The sequence below is a fragment of the Amycolatopsis sp. CA-126428 genome, from assembly GCF_002904335.1.
Taxonomy (GTDB): domain Bacteria; phylum Actinomycetota; class Actinomycetes; order Mycobacteriales; family Pseudonocardiaceae; genus Amycolatopsis.
Window position 1 is genome coordinate 42,873 of the sequence record NZ_PPHF01000098.1, and the last position, 15,940, is coordinate 58,812.

Here is a 15,940-nt window from a genome sequence, read left to right on the forward strand (position 1 = left end):
GTCGGGTGCGTCACCCCGCAGGCAGGAAGGACAGGTCGCCTATTTCGGTCATGAACTGCCCGTCCGCGTCGCCCAGCTGGGTGATCCAGACGATGAAGTACTCGCCCTGCGTCGGCTGGGCCAGCGGGATCGTCGTCTCGCCGTCCTTCAGGTCGCCGTTGCCGACCACCTTCGTGTCGGCCAGCTCGGGGTTCTTCCCGGTCGCCGACCGGATCTCGACCTTGGTGCCCGGGGTGCCCCCGATGACCTTCACCTGGCTGAGGTTGATCGGGTTTTCGAACGCGACGAGCAGCCCGACACCCGGCTTGATGGTGGGGAACTGCTGCTTGTACTTCTCGGTCCGCCACACCGTCTCGGGCTTGCCGTCGGTCGCGAACTTCGCCCGGCCGGTGTTGTCGCCCTTGCCCTCGGGGTTGTAGACGGCCACCGACTGCGGGGGCACCGCGGCGCCCACGGACGGCGAAGGCGGCGGGGCCGGGGCCGACGACGGCGGGGGCTGCGTCCCGTTCTGCTGGCTCGACGCCGGCGGCGCGGCGACGTTGATCGACGGCCCGCTCGCCTTCGAATCACCCTGGAAGACGTTGATCAGCATCAGGCCGCCCCAGGCGAGGATGATGACGGTCGCGACCACCAGGACCGTGACGCCGAGGGCGAGCTTGCGCCGCCGGGCGACGTCCTTGACCGGCTTCTTCGTCGTCCAGATCGTGCCGTCCGGCTCGGCGGCGTCCCCGCCGACGGCCTTGATCAGCTGGGTGCGTTCCTCTTCCTCGGCCACCTGGTCGAGGACGCGCAGGATGGCCGCGCTGGTGCGGATGCCGCCGTTGCCGCCGTCCTCGATCGTGCGGACGGCCAGCGACGACAGATCGGCCGGCACCGTCGGCACCAGCTGGCGCGGCGGGACGATCCGGTTCTGCGGCGTCATCGGGGCCGCGGGGATTGCAGGCGGGCCGCCGGGCAGCGCCCAGCGGCCGGTCAGCAGCAGGTACAGGACCGCGCCGAGCGCCTTGACGTCGTCGCGCAGCGTCGCCTCCGGCAGCGGGCCGGGGAACGCGAGCTTGAGCGCGCCGCTCGGCGTCAGCCGCAGGCGCTGGGGGTGGTCGAGGCCGAGGACGAGCCCGTTCTGGTGGGCCTGCTCGACGGCTTCGGCCAGCGCCTGCACCATCCGCGCGGCCGCAGCGGGCGCCACCGGCCGTTGCGCGACGAGGTCGACCAGGTCGCTGCCCTTGGTCCACTCCGCGACGACGACACCGAGCAGGCCTTCGCTCGAGGTGATGCCGCTGCCGAGGGCGAGCACGTCCAGCACGCGGGCGACGCCGCCGTGGCCGAACTTAGAAGCGTGCGTCGCGCGCTCCAGCGTCCGCCGGGCCAGCCGGGCGGCTTCGGGGTCCGCCGGGTCGCCGACCAGCAAGGTCAGCGCGACGTCCCGCTTCAGCTGCCCGTCCCGGGCACGCCAGAGGTGCGCGTCACCCCGCTCGTCCACGCCGAACTGCGCGAGGAGGCGGTAGCGGCCGTCGCCGACCACGCGCCCGGGGGCCAGCGATCCGACCTGGGCCTTGCCCACGTGGTTCGCACCCCCCGCCTGTTCGCTCCGCCTCGTGTCCACCCGCACGCTCCCGTTAGCTCCCCGCTCCAAGGTTACCCAGAATACGACGCGGGAGTCGTCGCCTTCCGTACCGCAATCGTTACCGGCGCTTGATCAACCGGGTGAACCTCGAAGTGGCCGGCTGGAGCTCCTCCACCTTGAGGGCCATGAGCACGCCGAACGAGACGACGATGCCCACCACGCTCTGCAGCAGCAGCTTCGCCCAGGCGCCCAGCCGCGGCCCGAAGAAGTCCGGCACGAGCTTGCCGGCGACCCACGCCGCGGCCACCCCGAGGACGCTCGCCACGACCGTGAACAGAATCACGCCGATCACCCGCTTGCTGCGCAAGTTGCCCAGCGTCACCCACAGCCAAACCTGGCCGAGGATCGCGCCGACCACGAACGTCAGCGCGTTGACCATCATCACGCCGAGCACGACGTTGTCCGGCGCCAGCAACACCGGGCACAGGTACAGCAGCGGCACCTTGACCAGCGTCATCACGATCATGATCAGCGTCGGCGTGCGGGCGTCCTTCATTGCGTAGAACACGCGCATCTGCAGCATCACCAGCGCGTACGGCAGCAGGGCGAACGCGGAGATCGCCAGCGCGTCGCCGAGCCGCTCGGCCGTGTCGAGCGTGCCCTTGCCGAAGGTGAACAGCGCGATGCCGATCGAGCCGCCGACCACGGTCATCACCGCGGAGATCGGCACGAGCATCACCGTCGAGATCCGGGACGCGTACGACAGGTCGCCGATCAGCTTCTTGTGGTCGCCGTCGGCGGCCGCGCGGCTCATCCGCGGCATGATCGCCGTCAGCAGGGAGACACCGATGACGCCGTACGGCAGCTGGAAGAGCAGCCAGGCGTTGCTGTAGGCCGTCACCCCACCGGGCGAACCGCTGGTCAGCACGCGCGTGTTGATCGTGTAGCCGATCTGGCTCACCGCGACGTAGCCGAGGATCCACAGGGCGAGGCCGCCGAACTCCTTCATCTGCTTGTCGATGCCCCAGCGCCACTTGAACCGGAAGCCGGACCGCAGCAGCGGCGGCACCAGCAGCAGCGCCTGGGCGACGATGCCGCCGGTGACGCCGATGCCCAGCGTCAGCACCTTGGGGTCGGTGATCGAGACGTGGCCGGTGTCGATGTCGCCCGGCATGATCCAGACGACCAGGATCGTGAGGATGACGACCAGGTTGTTGACCACCGGCGCCCACGCCGTCGGCCCGAAGATCTGCTTGGCGTTGAGCACGGCCGAGAGCAGCGCGAACACGCCGTAGAAGAAGATCTCCGGCAGCAGGAGGTAGGCGAACGCGGTGGTGAGGTCCGCGCTCGCCGCGCCGGACGAGTCGACATAGAGACTCGTGAACGCCGGTGCCGCGATCACCGCCACCACCGTGCCGACCAGCAGCAGCGAGAACGCCACCGTGATCAGGCGCTGGGTGTAGGCCGTGCCGCCGTCGGGGTCGTCCTGCGAGCGCACCAGCAACGGCACCACGACGCTGGCGAGCACGCCACCCATCAGCAGCTCGAAGATGATGTTCGGCATCGTGTTGGCGACGTTGAACGAGTCGTTCGCGATGCCCTGGCCGATCGCGCCGACCAGCAGCAGCTTCCACAGGAAGCCGGTGATCCGGCTGATCAGCGAGGCGATGGCCATCCGGCCGGACGCCTTCGCCAGCGACGGCGCCTTGGCCGGGGCCTCCGGCGCTTCTCCGTCCGGGCGGGGCTTGACCAGCGGCCCCTTGAGCGCCGGCATGACCTGGGTGGCCAGCGCGTCGTACGGCCGCATGACGTCGGGGTCGGCGACCGGCCAGCGCGAGTTCATCGGGACGCCGGCGGTGCGCGGGATGAACCGCGTCGCCTCCGGGTCGGGTGGGCGCGGGGCCTGCTGCGCCTCCTCCTGCCACGGCCGGACGGGCGCCGGACGCCGGGAGCCGCGCCCGCGGGGCGGGACGGGCGTGCCCGGCGGCGGGGTGCCGGGGCCCGGCACCGGACTGCCCGGCGGCGGGGTCGAGGGCGGTGGCAGCGGCGGCGGCCCGGACGGCTGCGGCAGCCGCCCCTGCAGCGACGCGCTCTGCTGCGGCGGCGGCCCGGGCGGGCCCGCCGGGTGCGGCAGGTTCGGGGGCGGCACCGGCGGCACCGGCGGCACCGGCTGGATGCGCGTGGGTGCCGGGCCCGCGCCGCGCGGGGGCGGGCCGCCGCGCGGCGGCTGAGGCGGGCCCTGCGGCGGCGGGACGCGCCGGGCCGGCCGCCCGTCCCGGCCGGGGCCGTCGTCGCCTACCGGACGCTGCTCGCGTACCGGACGGCCGTCTCGGGGGAGTACGTCTTCGCCTGCCGGGCGGCCGTCGCGCAGGGGACGGCCGTCTCGCGGAGGGGCGTCTTCGCCTGCCGGACGCCCGTCGCGCAAGGGACGGCCGTCTCGAGGCGGCCCCTCCTCGCCTGCCGGGCGGTCCCGGACCGGAGCCTCGTCGTGGGCGGGCCAGCCGTCGTCGCGGGCGGGGCGGGGTGGGGCGTCATCGCGGGCGGGGCGCTGGCCACGAGGCGGGGCGTCTTCGCGCCCGCGCCGCTGGTCGCGGGCCGGGCGGCGGGGCGGGACGTCGTCGCGGACCGGGCGCTGGTCGCGGACCGTGGCGTCGTCGGGAGCCGGCATCTTGCGCGGGTGGCCGTTGCGGGGCGGCTGGCGGCGGCCGCGCTCCGGGGGTGGAGGCGGCGGCTGCTGGCGGCGGACCGGCTGTGCTGGCTGTGCTGCTCGCGGGGGCCCGTCGCCCCGTTGCGGGGGCGGGGGGCCTTCGCGCCGAGGACGACCCGCACGCTCGGGTGGTAAGCCCGGCTCTCTCTCCAACGCGTGCCCAATCCTCGGTGCTCTACTCCGGTGCCGCGGCCCGGTGCCGCGCACGTGCGGACCAAGGGTAATCGCGAACCGCCCGGAACACTCGAAGGCCGAGCGATCAGGCCACGACGTCGCGGCCCGCGCGGGCGTCCTTCACCCGCCGGTAGATCCGCCGGGAAGCGAGCAGAAGCAGGGCCACACCTGCGGCGACGGTCGCAATGATGGTGATCGCGCCGTACTCGGTGGACGTCAGTTCGAACCGCGCGGATGACCCGAGCGGGGTACCGGTGGGCGTGCGCAACGACACATCGACGCTGAACCGGCCGGCCCGCAGCGCCTCCACCGGGAGGAAGTAGTTCTTGCCGCCGCTGGCCGGGAAGAACCGGTCCTGGGCGTCCCCCGGGCGCAGGCCGGTGTTGTTGTCGAGGGCGAACCGGGCGTTGATCCCGACCGGCAGGTCGTTGCTGACGTACACCGGCAGCGGCGAGTTGCCGGACGCCAGCGCGATGGTCTGCTTCGGCTGCGAGACGGTCACCCGCCCGCTGATCGCCGTCAGGTCGGCCTGGGCGTTCGTGGTCGCGGCGTCCGCCGGCAGGCCCCGCCACGCCGTGGAGGCGCCACGCAGCTCGGCCAGCCGGATCGGCTCGACGACGTCGTCCGGTTTCACCCGTTTGGTCGGGTCGAGCTGCATCGCGGACGCCAGCCCGGTGGCTTTCACGTCGAGCCCGGCCAGCGTCGAGACGACGTCGGGGTCGACGCCCGTGGCCGGGACCGGGCCGCCGTCGCCGACCGAGCCGGAGGTCGCCGGGACGGCGGCGAGCAACGTCGGCAGCGGGGTCGCGGTGACCAGGCCGGTGTTCAGGAACTCCCCGACCTGCTGCAGGTAGGTGGTGAACTCCTCGGCCGCGGCGTCCCAGCGCCGCGGCGGCGCGACCAGCAGGTGGTCCGGCCGCTGCTGCCCCGCGGCCAGGCCCAGCCCGGCGCGGAAGGCGAGGGCGCCGAGGCCGTTCTGGCCGGCGACCGCCCGCTCGGTCGTGGCGGGCACGGTGACCGAACCGGGCACGGTCGGGACGCCCGTCATCGCGGCGGTGATCAGCGAGTCGGTCGGCTGCACGCGGACGGTGCTGCCCTGCACCGTGACGCCGCCGCCGGCCGCGGCGGGCGCGAGCTTGCCCACGTCGGTGAGGAGGGTCTTCACGCCGGCCTCGGTGAGCGCGGTGAGCGCCGACGCGCTGGGTGTGCCGTCCGGCCAGAGCACGCCGGTCTGCGGGATGACGTCGGTCAGCTCCTGGATGGTCGCGGTGCCGGTCGCCGCCCGGGCGACCAGGCTCGTGTCGCCGGGCCGGATCCGGGTGAGCGCGTCGAGGTCGGCATCGGCGAACGGCAGCGCCACCACGCAGTGGCCGCCGACCAGGGTGCGGAGCTCGGACAGCCACGTCTTCGCGGCCTCGGCGCCCTTGCCGTCGACGTTGCCGGCGTCGGTGTGGACGAGGTAGCCGCGGGTCATCGCGTCGACGGTGGCGAGCAGGTCCGGGTCGAGCGCGAAGCACATCGACTTCGCGAGGTTGGCGTTGGTCCGCACGGCCGACGACGCCGACGTGACCAGCGCGTTCAGCCGGCCGTCCCCGCTGATCTCGGCGGCCAGCCGGTCGTCGGCCAGCACCACCGGGCTGCCGTACGGCGCCGCGTAGACGTGCGGGACGTTGCTGGTCAGCGGCCAAAGCAGGGTCATGCTCGGTGCCGCACCGGTCCGCCCGCCCGTCTTGCCCGGGCCGGCCAGCACCGGCATCAGCATGCTGACCGCGCCGAGCCGCGCGGGCCCGCCGAACTCGGGGGTGCCGTTGACGTTGACCAGCAGCGGGTAGACGCCGGGGAGGGAGAACCGGTTCGCCCGCGGCCCGGTCAGGGGCACGGTGATGGTCAGCGGCGCGCTCTGCCCCGGCTCCAGCACGTCGGCGACCGACGTGAAGTCGGTCAGCGGGTTGTCCCTGACGACCGCGCCGGACAGCACGTCGCCGACCCCGCGTTCGGTCGTCGCCCGGTCCCCCACCTGCAGCCGCACCTGCGGCCTGGTGACGCGGCGGTCGCCGGTGTTGGTCACCGTGCCGGTGACGGTCAGCGTCGTCGTCGAGCTCGTGATCACCCGCGGGCTGAGCCCGGCCAGGTCGACGCGCAGGCGCGCGCCCTCCTGCGCCTGGGCCACCGTCGCGCCGGCGAAGGCGGGGACGGCCAGGAAGAGGACGGACAGGAAGGCTGCGGCGAACCGCTTCACTCGGGGGCTCCCTCAGGGGCGTGCTCGTCTCGTCCGAGGACGTCCGGGCGCGCGAAAAGTTCCTTGTACATCTGACTGGCCTTCCGGACGAGCTTGCGCTCGTCGGAGTAGGCGAGTTTGGTCTCCAGCTCGGCCAGCGGGACCCAGGCCACCTCGGTGACCTCGACGTCTTCGTCGGAAAGCTCACCGCCGAGCGCTTCGAGCAGGAAGTGGTGCACGGTCTTGTGGATGCGCCGCTTCTCGGCCACGAACCAGTAGTCGATGGTGCCCAGTGGCCGTGTGACGCGCGCGGAGATGCCGGTTTCCTCCTTCACCTCGCGCACAGCCGTCTGTTCCACCGTCTCACCGTCCTCGATGTGGCCCTTGGGCAGCGACCACAGCAGTCTGCCGTGCCGGTCGAGCCGGCCGATCAGCACCGCCTGTTCGCGCGCCGCGTCCACCACGAGGCCACCGGCCGACGTCTCGTCGACCGTGGTCAGGCGCCTGCCGCGCTGCCGCCTGCGCCGCCTGCGCGGCTTCGAGGCGCCGGGGCGGCCGGCTGATCCAGACATGCTGCGATGCTAGAGCAAACGGTTGCCCCGGTAGGCTGGCTCTCCGTGTCCGTGTCCGGCGGTGCCTGGAGCAATCGCACCTGGAACGTAGTGGGATTTTCGTGAACGACGTGGTCGACAAGCAGGTGGCGGAGCTGATGCAGGTCTCCCCGCTGGCCGAGGAGCTGGCGGAACGGTTCGCCAAGGCGGGGCACCGCCTGTACCTCGTGGGCGGCAGCGTGCGAGACGCGCTGCTCGGCCGCCGCTCCGGCGACCTCGATTTCACCACGGACGCGCGGCCCGACCGGGTGCTGAAGATCGTCAGCGGCTGGGGCGACGCGGTCTGGGACGTCGGGATCGCCTTCGGCACGGTCGGTGTGACGAAGAAGGGCATGCAGCTCGAGATCACCACGTTCCGCGCCGACACCTACGACCGCGTCGGCCGCAACCCCGAGGTCACCTTCGGCGACAGCATCGAGGGCGACCTGCTGCGCCGCGACTTCACGGTCAACGCGATGGCCGTGGAGTTGGCGTCCAAGACGTTCATCGACCCGCACGACGGGCTGAGCGCCCTGCGGGAGCGGATCCTGGACACCCCGGCGACGCCGCAGGAGTCGTTCGCCGACGACCCGCTGCGGATGCTGCGCGCGGCCCGCTTCGCCGCGCAGCTGGACTTCACCGCGGCGCCGCGGGTGGTCGACGCGATGACGTCGATGGCGGAGGAGATCGACCGGATCACCGCCGAGCGGGTGCAGGCCGAGCTGTCGAAGCTGCTGCTGGCGGCCGATCCGCGCCCGGGCCTGGAGCTGCTGGTCGAGACCGGGCTGGCCGACCGGGTGGTGCCCGAAGTGTCCGGCATGCGGCTGGCGATCGACGAGCACCACCAGCACAAAGACGTCTACCAGCACTCGCTGACCGTGCTCGCCCAGGCGATCGACCTGGAGACTTCGCACGAGCCGACGTCCGAGCCCGATCTGATCCTGCGGCTGGCGGCGCTGCTGCACGACGTCGGCAAGCCGGCGACGCGGGAGTTCCAAGAGGGCGGCGGCGTCAGCTTCCACCACCACGAGGTGGTCGGCGCGCGGATGGCCCGCAAACGTTTGCGGGCGCTGAAGTTCTCCAAGGAGATCGTCGACGACGTCTCCCAGCTCGTGTTCCTCCACCTGCGGTTCCACGGCTACGGCAAGGGCGAGTGGACGGACTCGGCGGTCCGCCGGTACGTCACCGACGCCGGGCCCCTGCTGACCCGGCTGCACAAGCTGGTTCGCGCCGACTGCACCACCCGCAACCGCCGGAAGGCGGCCGCGCTGCAGGCGACCTACGACGACCTCGAGGCCCGGATCGCCGCGCTCAAGGCCAAGGAGGACCTCGACCGCGTGCGGCCGGACCTCAACGGCGAGCAGATCATGGCGCTGCTCGGCCTCCAGCCGGGACCGGACGTCGGGAAGGCGTGGAAGTTCCTCAAGGAGCTGCGCCTGGACCGCGGGCCGCTGGACCACGACGAGGCGGTCGCCGAGCTGAAGAAGTGGGCCGCGGAAAACGGCGTCGGGAACGCGTGAGCCGTGGCGGGCGGGGGCAGCTTCCTGGTGGCGCTGCTGAGGCGCGGTGCCCCCGCGATCGCCACCGCCACGAGTGAGCTGCCCGACGAGATCGCCGATCCGGCCCCGATGCACGCGCTGCGGCGCATCTCCCGGATGTCGGGTCCGATCGATCCCACCGAGCGCGACGGCCTGCTGCTGCGCGCGACCCGGTACGTCGTGCTCATCCCGCTGGCGTACCGGCTGCTCGCGGTGCCCGGCCAGTTCGGCGTCTACGTCCTCCGGCACGGCACGACCGGGCTGCTGCCGGTCGGGGTGTTCACGCTCCTGTCGGTGGCGCTGAACCTCATCGGCCTGCGCTGGATGTTCCGCTCGGCGCCGTTCCGCGGCCGGAACGCCGGGAAGCTCCTGGCCGTCGACCTGGTCTTCACGGTGCTTTCGCCGCTGCTCATCGCGCTGACCGTGCCGACACCGGCGTACTTCGACGCGCTCGCGGTCACGAGCATCCACCTCTACGGCGAGGTCGGGCTGCTGACGCTCGCGCTGGGCCTCCCGAGCGGCGTGGTGTTCGGGCTGGTCAGCTTTCCGCTGCGGATGCTGGCGAACTGGCTGAACACCGGCGGCTTCCTGGCCGGGGCCGCGTTCTCGACGTACTCCGTCCTGCTCGCGGAGCTCTTCCTGGCCACCGCCGCGCTGGTGCTGACCGGCCTCGGCACGCGGCTGGCGCTGGCCTACGGCACCCGCAACGGGCGGCTCGCCGAGCGCGCCCAGCAGCACCGGATGCTGCACGACACCGTGCTGCAGACCCTGGAAGCGATGGCGCTGGCCGGCCCCGGCGACGGCGAGGACCGGCTGGTGGAGATCCAGCGGCTGGCCCGGGCGCAGGCGATGGAGATCCGGCACACGATCGAGTCGGCGGCGTCCGAGCGGGCCGAGGCCGGCGCCCGGCCGCTGGGCGAGAAGCTCGCCGCGCTCGCCGCCGAGATGGCCCGCGACGGCCTGCGCGCGCAGCTCGTCGTGGCCGAGCTCGACGACGACACGCTGTCGGAGGTCCGGCAGATCGCCATCCGCGACGCCGTCCGCGAGGCGATGCGGAACACGATGAAGCACTCCGGCACCGACCGGGTCGTGGTCCGCGTCGAGGAGCGGGACGGCGGGATCGCGGTGATCACCCGCGACCACGGGAGCGGCTTCAGCGCGGCCGACCACCCGGCCGGGTTCGGCATCAGCGAGTCGATCACCGCCCGGCTGGCCGAGGTCGGCGGGACGTCGCTGGTCGAGTCGGGACTCGCCGGGGGTGGCACGCGGGTGACGTTGTGGGTCCCGTTCTGATATCCCCTGACCATGACCTCGATCGAGCTGCTGGCCGACGCCCTCGCCGCCTACCGGTCCGGTGACCGCGACCAGGCCGCCGAACTCGCCGCCCAGGCCGGGCGCGCCGGCTCCACGCTGGCGGACGAACTGCGGACGTACCTGGCCGGCGACGGCTCGGCCCCGGTGTACGACCAGCCGAGCGCGTTCACGGCGTTCATCCGCGGCGGCGGCAACGTCGCGCTGTACCGGGCGCTGAGCACCGAGCTGGCCGCCCGGTACGACGCCGGGAAGCCGGAGTCGCTGCTCGACCTCGGCTGCGGTGACGGCCTCGCCGTGGTGCCCGCGCTGGAGCAGGCGTCGCACCTCCCGCCGCGGATCGACCTGGTCGAACCGTCGGCCGCGCTGCTCGAAGGCGTCCACGAGCGGGTGCCGTCCGCCCAGTGCTGGCAGTCGACCGCGCAGGACTTCCTGGCCCGCGACGACCTCGGCTGGGACTTCGTCCAATCGACGTTCGCGATGCAGTCCATCGAGCCGGAGCAGCGCGCGGAGGTGCTGCGGGCGCTGCAGCCGCGCACCGGGACGCTGGTGCTGGCCGAGTTCGACGTGCCGGAGTTCGAGGAAGGCTCGCCGGAGCACCTCCGGTCGCTCGTCGAGCGCTACGAGCGCGGGGTGGCGGAGTACGGCGAAGACGCCACGCTGGTCGCCCAGGGCTTCCTGCTGCCGGTGCTGCTCGGGATCGTCTCCGGGCAGCAGCGGACGAACTGGGAGCACCCGGCTTCGGTCTGGGCCGAGCAGCTGAGGACGGCGGGCTTCACCGACGTCGACGTCACCCCGCTCGCCGACTACTGGTGGTCGCCCGCCGTCCTGCTCACTGCCTGCTGAGCGAGCCCGTCTCGATGTGCTGGGCAAGCGGGCGGGGCAGCAGGTGGGCGACCGCGCCACCCGGCATCCCGCCCCACGGCGCCGCCACGCCGGTCAGCACGCGGATCGCGCGCTGCACCCGGTAGAGCCGCTTATCGCGTTCGCGCTCGAACGACAGAGCCGTCTCGACGAACCGCGCGCCGTCGGCGTGCACCAGGTTGCCGGTCTCGTTGCCGAACCGGACGACCGTGGTGCCCGGCGGCAGCGTGATCAGGCGCTTGCCCCGGTAGAAGTTCAACGGCGGTTCGCCGCGCATCGGCAGGATCGGCCAGTCGGCCGGCTGGTCGGACTCCTCCGCCGGCCTCGGCGGCAGCATCAGCAGCACGCCCAGCAGGAACCGGGCCGCGTCGCCGAGCGAGCCGAACGCCACCGGCTCGTCGGACGGCGGCCGCGAAACCTCCCAGCCGTTCTCGGCCCGGCGCAGCGTCCAGACACCGTCGGCCGGTATCTCGCCGGCGCCGATCCGGTAGGCCGCCGCCGGCACGCCGTGTTCGGCGAGCCGCTGCTGGAGCAGCTCCAGGGTCTCCGCGCCGCGCAGGTTCCGGACCGGTTCGCCGCGCGCGACCCGGGCGAGCGCGCGCTCGTCCGGCAGGTCCGCCGCCGTCTGCGGCGGCCGCGGCTGGCCGAGGACCTCCGCCTCGGCCGTGGCGCGGACGAGCTCCCGGACGAACGGCGGCCGGAAGCCCGCCGCGCGGGCGTGCTCGACCAGCTCCGGCTCCGGCGGCACCCCGTACTTGCGCAGGTAGTGCGGCACGGCGGCGGGCCAGATCCAGGTGCCGTCGGTGTGGAACGCGTTCGGCACGTCCGGCTTGGCCCCCGGCGCGCCGAAGATGTCCGGCAGCGGCGCGGGCCGGTGCAGCGCCACCGGCGCCCGGAACAGGTAGTCGAGCAGGCCGCGGACCTGGTCCGGCGGCACCGGCGGCCGGGTGACCACCGGGCGCTCGCCCTCGACGTGGGAGTCGGCGACCCGCGCGTGCCGGAACACGACGTCCAGCGGCAAGCCCGCCTTCGCCGTCAGCCACGCCGGCAGGTGCTTCGGCGTCCGCGGGAAGGTGGCCAGCTCCAGCTCGTAGGCGGCGGTCGACGGGCGGCCGCCGTCGTTGGGCGGCACCCGCCAGTCCGGCTCGCGGTCGGCGTCGAAGTCGAAGTCGAACTGCGACTGGTCGTCGAGGGTGAACGTGCCCTGGAACCACGTCCCGGCTTCGGCTTGGAACATCGCCGCCCGCAGCCGCGCGAAGAGCCCGCCGAGCTTGGGCGCGGCGGGCAGCGAGACCGACACCGGGCCGTCCTCGTCGCCGACCGCGCGGACCTCGATCTCGGCGTAGTTCCCGACCTGCCGGAACTGCGCGCCGACCCGTGCCCAGCCACCGGGCACGGTGTGCAGCAGCGTCCGGCCGATGGCGCGCAGCAGCGCGTTCTGGTCGCCGGTGCCCGGCTGTGGCCGCGCCTCCGGCGTCTCGGAGAAGTCCAGCCGCGTCTGCCACAGCGCCGTGACCTGCTTGGCCGGCACAGTGACCGAGAAGTCGGTCAGGCCCAGCTGCGCCGCGCGGGCGGCGTCGTCGCGGACCCAGCGCAGGGTCAGCTCCGGCCGGTCGCCCGGCGCGACCTCGAAGACTTCGCCGTCGTACTCGGCGAAGGTCCGCAGCGTGAACGTCGACGGCACCTCGCTCGCCGGCACCACCCGTGCCGGACGCCCGTCGAACTCCTTGTCGAAGCCCTCCGGCGGCTCCTCCTCCGGCAGCACGGCCAGCAGCACCGTGCCGTCCGTGGTCGATCGCTGCGCGCGGAAAGTCCCCTCGCCCCACGTCGCATACAGGCCGTCCGGGCGTTCGGCCACTTCAACCCGGTTACGCACGTTTGTCCTCCCCGTCCCCAGTAGCCCCAAGAACCTAGTCGACCGGGTACCGAGCGAACCACCGGTCGTCGCCCGGCGCACCCGGGCCGAATTCGGTCAGCGCGTCGTCCGCGAGGCCGACGATGACTTCGCGCAGTTCCAGCTGGTCCAGCCAGCTTTGCCGCAGCGCTTCCTCGCCGTACATCGCGCCGGCGAGGTTGCCGCAGACGGAACCGGTCGAGTCGCTGTCGCCGCTGTGGTTGACCGCCGCGAGCAACGCCGAGTCGGCGTCGGTGGTGGTCAGCGCGACGTACACCGACATCGACAACGCCGTCTCGCCGACGTTGCCCTGCCCCAGCGATTCCAGCTTCTCCGGCGTCGGCGGCCCCTGCTCCGCCAGCGCCAGCGCCGCGTCGAGCGCCGCGCTCTGCTCTTCGTGCGCCGGGTGCTTCACGAGCTCAGCCCGCGCGGTCGCGACCGCGTCCAGCAGCGGCTTTCCGTGCAGCAGCTCGTGCACGATCACCGCGAAGCACCCCGACGACAAGTACCCGCTCGGGTGACCGTGGGTCAGCGCCGCGCTCTCGGCCCCGAGCCGGAACACCTCGGCGAGGTCGTCCGACCACAGCGCGATCGGCGCCGCGCGCATCACGCCGCCGCAGCCCTTCGAGTTGTTCACCGGCCGGTCGATGGTGCCCCGGACGCCCGAGCGGCCGTACGCCTCGAGCTCGCCGAAGCAGGTCAGGCCCGGTGCGCGCCGGCTGAACAGCTCCTGGTGGGTGACCAGCCAACCGTCGGCGGCCTCGGCCGCCGACTGCGGTCCGCGCGCCCGCTCCCACGGGACGCCCTGGGTGTGCAGCCAGCGCTGGTAGGCCATCTGCAGCGAGTGGACGACGTCCGCGGACCCGGACCGGCGCTCCTGAGCGTGGGCCCTGATCAGCGCTTCGAGCGTGAAGAGCGTCATCTGCGTGTCGTCGGTGATGCGGCCGACGCCGCCGTACGCGGGGATGAAGTCGGTGATGCCGGCCGGCCCGGCGATTTCGCGGATCCGGGCGATCGAGTCGAACTCGGTCTTCGCGCCCAGCGCGTCCCCGATCGCCCCGGCGAGCAGGCTGCCCCGCAGCCGCGATCGCAAGTTCGGTCCCTTCGGTTCCGGGGCGAACCGGCCGCTCGGGTACCGGCGCTCCCAGCGGGGGTGTTCCGCGGTCTCCGCCCGGAGGCCGTTGCGGTTGAAGTACCAGAAGACGTCGCTCGCGACGTCGTCGAGCAGGCCGAGGTCGGGCAGCTCGGCGGCCCAGGGCAGGCCGGGCACCCCGACCCGGGCGCCGACCAGCGCGCCCGCGATCGCGCCCGCCACCGGCCCGGACCGCGCGGCGAGCCTGATCGCGGCTTCCGGGTCGTAGCCGCGCTTGGCCGCGGCGAACAGCGCGCGGCCGAGCACCGACCGGACGCTGCGGCCGTCGCCGATGGACTCCAGCTGCGTGACGTCGTCGGCGTCGCGGTCCGCGCGCAGCGCCAGCGTCGAAGCCGCCAGGTCACCACCGATCTCGTGCAGGCGGACGTGCACCGGCAACGCGAACGTCTCCCGCGTCAGCAGCGCCTGGAACAGGGAAATCAGCAGTTCGACGCCCTCGGTGACCTCGGCACCGGCCGCGCTGCCGGTCAGCTCGCGGGCGACGTCCTTCGCGTACCGCTCGCCGTCGACGTCCGCGACGGCCACCGCGCCGGCCGGGGTCGCGGCCAACGCCGTGGCCAGGAGCGCGGAGAACTCGGCGGGCGCCGGGCCGGCGTGCCGGGTGGCGACGGCGAGCCAGCCGACCGGGTCCGGTTCGGGCAGGGTCGCCGGGACTTCGCCGGTCGGCACCGGCGGCAGGCCCCGCAGCACGATGTCGGTGTGGAACAGCAGGTGCCGCGTCAGGCCGCCCAGCGGCAGGGGGCTCGTCGGGTCCGCACCGCCGCCCAGGGCGTCACCGATCGCGAAGCCGACGTACGCACCGACGATCCGGTGCCACGCGAAGCGGTCGGCCGGCGTCCCGAAGGCGGAGAACTTCCCGAACGTCCACGGCACCGGCCGCGGGCGCGCGTCTTCGTCCACGTGCGCGATCAGGCCGTTCTCGCCCAGGTCGGCGGGCCATTCCGGCTCCTGGCCGGCCCGGCGGCGGACGCCGTTGCGGTACTGCCAGGCGAACCCGCGCAGGTACCGGACACACTCGGCGGAGGTCAGCTCGAAGTGCTGGTCGCGGGCGTGGTCCAGGGCGTACCGCAGGTGGCGTTCCAGCAGGTCGGGCGGTTCGACGCCGAACTCCGCGACCAGCGCGGGCAGTGCCGCGGCGACCTCCGGCCCGGCTTCCGGAGCGGGCTCCTCGACCGGGGGCCGGGGTGCGGTCGCGGCGCCGCGGGCCGCCGCCAGCTCGGCGGCGGTCAGGCTGCGGACCAGGTCGGTGCCGGGGTCGAGCGTCAGCCCCGACGACGGCGGCAGCTCCCGGACCGAGACCCGCCACCGGTGCGGGTACCGGCCGGGCACCTTCGCCGACGAGCTGTAGGCGATGACTTCGCGCCCGCCTGTGCCGGGGACCGGCCGCAGCAGCGGCTCACCGGTGTCGAGCAGGGGCACCAGCACTTCGCAGTCCAGCAGGGCGAGGACGAACTCGGCGCGGCTGATCCAGTTCGCGGCGAGGTAGTTCAGCAGCTTCTCAGGGTCGGTCGCGGGCGCCGGGAACCCGCGCCAGACCGGGCCGGGGGTGTACTGCTCGTTGACCCGGTGCTCGCCGTCCGCCCGGGTCCAGCCGCGGACGGCCCGCACCGGGACGTCCAGCTCGGGGAACGCCTTCTCGTCGAACTCGGGGTCGACGTCCGGCCGCCACCCGGCCTCGGCGGGCGTGCTCGCCATCGCCGGCTGGTCGAACCCGATCTCGCCGCCGTCGACCGGCACGCGCACCACCGGGCCGGGGAACAGGCCCGCGCCGACGTCGGTGCCGTCCAGGTAGGCGGCCGCGTTGACCGTGAAGCTCCAGCCGTCCGGACGGCGCACGGTGAGCTCCGGCCGGATCCGCAGCCGGTCGCCGCCGGGCCGCGTGCGCAGCCATTCCCGCGCGCGAGCGGCGGCTTCCTCTTCGTCCATT

At 73.5% G+C, this 15,940-nt stretch carries 10 protein-coding genes; 4 read left to right on the forward strand and 6 right to left on the reverse strand.

Features of this window, described 5'->3' with window-relative positions; genetic code table 11:
• Positions 1-10: 10 nt before the first annotated feature.
• Together C2L58_RS25870 and murJ are read right to left on the reverse strand one after the other, a co-directional pair.
• Positions 11-1,603 carry a protein kinase family protein gene (locus C2L58_RS25870; protein ID WP_103340226.1) on the reverse strand — a complete coding sequence of 531 codons (1,593 nt, stop codon included), beginning with the start codon at positions 1,601-1,603 and terminating at the stop codon, positions 11-13.
• 79 nt (positions 1,604-1,682) lie between these two features.
• Positions 1,683-3,407 carry a murein biosynthesis integral membrane protein MurJ gene (gene murJ, locus C2L58_RS25875; RefSeq protein WP_233225943.1) on the reverse strand — a complete coding sequence of 575 codons (1,725 nt, stop codon included), beginning with the start codon at positions 3,405-3,407 and terminating at the stop codon, positions 1,683-1,685.
• Between the two features lie 282 nt (positions 3,408-3,689).
• Between murJ and C2L58_RS48780 the strand changes: the two genes are divergently transcribed.
• Entirely contained in the window at positions 3,690-4,406 is a 717-nt protein-coding gene (locus C2L58_RS48780; protein ID WP_146073677.1) for a hypothetical protein, read from the forward strand.
• A 124-nt stretch (positions 4,407-4,530) separates the two neighbouring features.
• On the opposite strand, the gene C2L58_RS25895 is transcribed toward C2L58_RS48780, so the two are convergent.
• Both C2L58_RS25895 and C2L58_RS25900 read right to left on the reverse strand, forming a co-directional pair.
• Entirely contained in the window at positions 4,531-6,684 is a 2,154-nt protein-coding gene (locus C2L58_RS25895) for a DUF6049 family protein (RefSeq protein ID WP_103340233.1), read from the reverse strand.
• The gene (locus C2L58_RS25900; protein WP_199191438.1) at positions 6,681-7,235 is read right to left on the reverse strand and encodes an NUDIX hydrolase; all 555 of its coding nucleotides are present in this window, start codon (positions 7,233-7,235) and stop codon (positions 6,681-6,683) included. The genes C2L58_RS25895 and C2L58_RS25900 overlap by 4 nt, the downstream gene beginning before the upstream one ends.
• Positions 7,236-7,336: 101 nt before the next feature.
• Between C2L58_RS25900 and C2L58_RS25905 the strand changes: the two genes are divergently transcribed.
• From C2L58_RS25905 to C2L58_RS25915, 3 genes are read left to right on the forward strand one after another with little or no spacing between them, the layout of a single operon-like run.
• On the forward strand, positions 7,337-8,773 hold the full coding sequence (locus tag C2L58_RS25905; RefSeq protein WP_103340236.1) for a CCA tRNA nucleotidyltransferase: 1,437 nt from the start codon (positions 7,337-7,339) through the stop codon (positions 8,771-8,773).
• A gap of 3 nt (positions 8,774-8,776) precedes the next feature.
• The gene (locus tag C2L58_RS25910) at positions 8,777-10,084 is read left to right on the forward strand and encodes a sensor histidine kinase (RefSeq protein ID WP_103340237.1); all 1,308 of its coding nucleotides are present in this window, start codon (positions 8,777-8,779) and stop codon (positions 10,082-10,084) included.
• 12 nt (positions 10,085-10,096) lie between these two features.
• Positions 10,097-10,948: a class I SAM-dependent methyltransferase gene (locus C2L58_RS25915; protein ID WP_103340238.1), complete on the forward strand. Its 852-nt coding sequence runs from the start codon at positions 10,097-10,099 to the stop codon at positions 10,946-10,948.
• On the opposite strand, the gene C2L58_RS25920 is transcribed toward C2L58_RS25915, so the two are convergent.
• Together C2L58_RS25920 and C2L58_RS25925 are read right to left on the reverse strand one after the other, a co-directional pair.
• Positions 10,935-12,842, reverse strand: coding sequence for a TNT domain-containing protein (locus C2L58_RS25920; RefSeq protein WP_103340240.1), 1,908 nt, complete (start codon positions 12,840-12,842; stop codon positions 10,935-10,937). The two genes, C2L58_RS25915 and C2L58_RS25920, sit on opposite strands and share 14 nt — an antisense overlap.
• 34 nt (positions 12,843-12,876) lie before the next feature.
• A complete protein-coding gene (locus C2L58_RS25925; protein WP_103340242.1) occupies positions 12,877-15,939 on the reverse strand; it encodes an ADP-ribosylglycohydrolase family protein in 3,063 nt (1,020 codons plus the stop codon).
• Between the last annotated feature and the right edge of the window lies 1 nt (position 15,940).

Excerpts from the sequence above, each read along its gene's own strand:
- C2L58_RS25900 (WP_199191438.1), bottom strand. The coding sequence starts at position 7,235 with ATGTCTGGATCAGCCGGCCGCCCCGGCGCCTCGAAGCCGCGCAGGCGG.
- murJ (WP_233225943.1), bottom strand. The coding sequence starts at position 3,407 with ATGAACTCGCGCTGGCCGGTCGCCGACCCCGACGTCATGCGGCCGTAC.
- C2L58_RS25915 (WP_103340238.1), top strand. The coding sequence starts at position 10,097 with ATGACCTCGATCGAGCTGCTGGCCGACGCCCTCGCCGCCTACCGGTCC.
- C2L58_RS25925 (WP_103340242.1), bottom strand. The coding sequence starts at position 15,939 with ATGGACGAAGAGGAAGCCGCCGCTCGCGCGCGGGAATGGCTGCGCACG.